The following is a 1,690-nucleotide window of genomic DNA, read 5'->3' on the forward strand; positions in this document are numbered from 1 at the left end:
TCTCGACGGTGCGCGCGCGGTAGTCGGCCAGCCGGTTGAGCACCGCGCCCAGTCGGTGAATAGCGTTGTCGCCCAGCCACGAACGCGCCGAATGGGCACGGGTGCCGTGGGTGTGGGCGACGACGCGCAGCGTGCCCTGGCAGCCGGCCTCGATGTAGCCGGCGGTGGGCTCGCCGAGAACGGCGACGTCGGCGCTCAACCAGTCCGGCAGTTCGCGCTCGATGCGGCCCAAACCGTTTGAGGCGGCGTCTATTTCCTCGCAGTCGTAGAAAACGAGGGTCAAGTCGTGAACGGGTGCTGTGATCGTGGCGGCCAGATGCAGGAACACCGCGTCACCGGATTTCATGTCCACGGTGCCGCAACCGTGCAGCACGTCACCGATTCGGCGGCTGGGCACACTGTCGGCCGCGGGCACGGTGTCCAGATGCCCGGCCAACAACACCCTTGCAGGACGGCCCAGCTGGGTGCGCGCCAGCACCGCGTTGCCGTTGCGGATGATTTCGAAGCCGGTTGTCTGCGCGCGCAGCGCAGCTTCCACCTCGTCGGCGATGCGTGCTTCGGACCGCGATTCGCTGGGAATGTCGACCAGCGCCGCCGTCAGCTCGATCGGGTCGCCGTGAAGGTCCAGCACACCGCCAAGGGTAGTAGCTCGCCACACTGGCCGAGCAGACGCAAACGTCCCGGATTCGTCGGCGTGTCGAGGGCTTTTACGACTGGTCGCGCAGAGGCAGTAGCGTGGGCCGCGTGACTGGAGCTTCGGGTATCGGGCTGGCGACGCTGGCGGAAGACGGGTCGGTGCTCGACACCTGGTTCCCTGCACCGGAACTGACTGAATCCGGTGAGACCGGCACGGTGCGGTTGTCGGTGGCCGAGGTGCCCGACGAGCTGGGTGCACTGGCCGTCCGCGACGACGACCGCGCAGTCGAGACGATGGTGGTCCGTACGGTGATCGGGTCGCTGGACTCTCAGGCCGTCGACGCCTACGACGCGTATCTGCGGTTGCACCTGCTGTCGCACCGGCTCGTTGCGCCGCACGGCCTGAACGCTGACGGCTTCTTCGGCATCCTGACGAACGTGGTGTGGACGAACTACGGTCCGTGCGCGATCGGCGGTTTCGAGGTGGTGCGTGCGCGGCTTCGCCGGCGCGGGCCGGTCACGGTGTACGGCGTGGACAAGTTCCCGCGGTTGGTCGACTACGTGATTCCCACCGGCGTGCGTATCGCCGATGCCGACCGTGTCCGGCTGGGCGCTCACCTGGCCGAGGGCACCACGGTCATGCATGAGGGCTTCGTCAACTACAACGCCGGTACGCTCGGCAAATCCATGGTCGAGGGCCGTATTTCGGCGGGTGTGGTGGTCGGTGACGGTTCGGACGTCGGCGGTGGCGCGTCGATCATGGGCACACTGTCCGGCGGTGGCAGCGAGGTGATCTCGATCGGCAAGCGGTGCCTGTTAGGCGCCAATGCGGGACTGGGCATCTCACTGGGCGACGACTGCGTCATCGAGGCCGGGCTGTACGTCACCGCGGGAACCAAAGTCGCGCTGCCCGACCGCAGCCCGGTCAAAGCGCGGGAACTGTCGGGCACAAATAATATTCTGTTCCGACGTAATTCGGTGACCGGTGCGGTCGAGGCGACGTCGCGGGACGGGCACGGCATCGCGCTCAACGAGGATCTGCACGCCAACTAGC

The 1,690-nt window shown here is 67.0% G+C and carries 2 protein-coding genes; one reads left to right on the forward strand and one right to left on the reverse strand.

All coding sequences use genetic code 11. The annotated features are described in order from the left end of the window. Positions 1-631, reverse strand: a 631-nt coding sequence (locus WA317_RS16595; protein WP_425174068.1) for a M20/M25/M40 family metallo-hydrolase, incomplete at its 3' end; no start/stop codon positions are given. 104 nt (positions 632-735) lie between these two features. On the opposite strand from WA317_RS16595, the gene dapD reads away from it, so the two are divergent. Beyond that, complete coding sequence (dapD, locus tag WA317_RS16600) at positions 736-1,689, forward strand: 2,3,4,5-tetrahydropyridine-2,6-dicarboxylate N-succinyltransferase (RefSeq protein ID WP_425174069.1); 954 nt, start codon at positions 736-738, stop codon at positions 1,687-1,689. The last annotated feature ends 1 nt before the right edge of the window (position 1,690 follow it).

Source organism: Mycobacterium sp. (genome assembly GCF_049802695.1).
In the GTDB taxonomy this organism is placed as follows: Bacteria; Actinomycetota; Actinomycetes; order Mycobacteriales; family Mycobacteriaceae; genus Mycobacterium.